Raw genomic sequence first — 235 nt, 5'->3', positions numbered from 1 at the left:
AATTGGATAAACGGATCCGACGTTACCTCAAACAAACAAATGACTCTTGGAGAGTCGATGAAACATATATCAAAGTAAAAGGTCAATGGATGTACTTGTATCGTGCTGTTGATTCGAAAGGAAGCACAATCGATTTTTTCCTAGGCAAAACAAGAGATCAGAAGGCTGCAAAGCGCTTTTTCAAGAAAGCTTTGCGGTCTTTTCATGTTTCAAAGCCTCGTGTTATAACGGTCGA

1 protein-coding gene is annotated in these 235 nt (G+C 39.6%); it reads left to right on the top strand.

Features of this window, described 5'->3' with window-relative positions; genetic code table 11:
• Window positions 1-235 (top strand): DDE-type integrase/transposase/recombinase (locus MR065_RS27350; protein ID WP_242215757.1); only part of this gene is annotated, 235 nt, incomplete at both ends.

Origin of the sequence: Bacillus cereus group sp. BfR-BA-01383 (assembly GCF_022663495.1) — a bacterium.
GTDB classification, from domain to species: Bacteria; Bacillota; Bacilli; order Bacillales; family Bacillaceae_G; genus Bacillus_A; species Bacillus_A cereus_AU.
The sequence above is the reverse complement of the archived record's forward strand: the minus strand, read 5'-3'. Positions and strand labels throughout refer to the sequence as shown.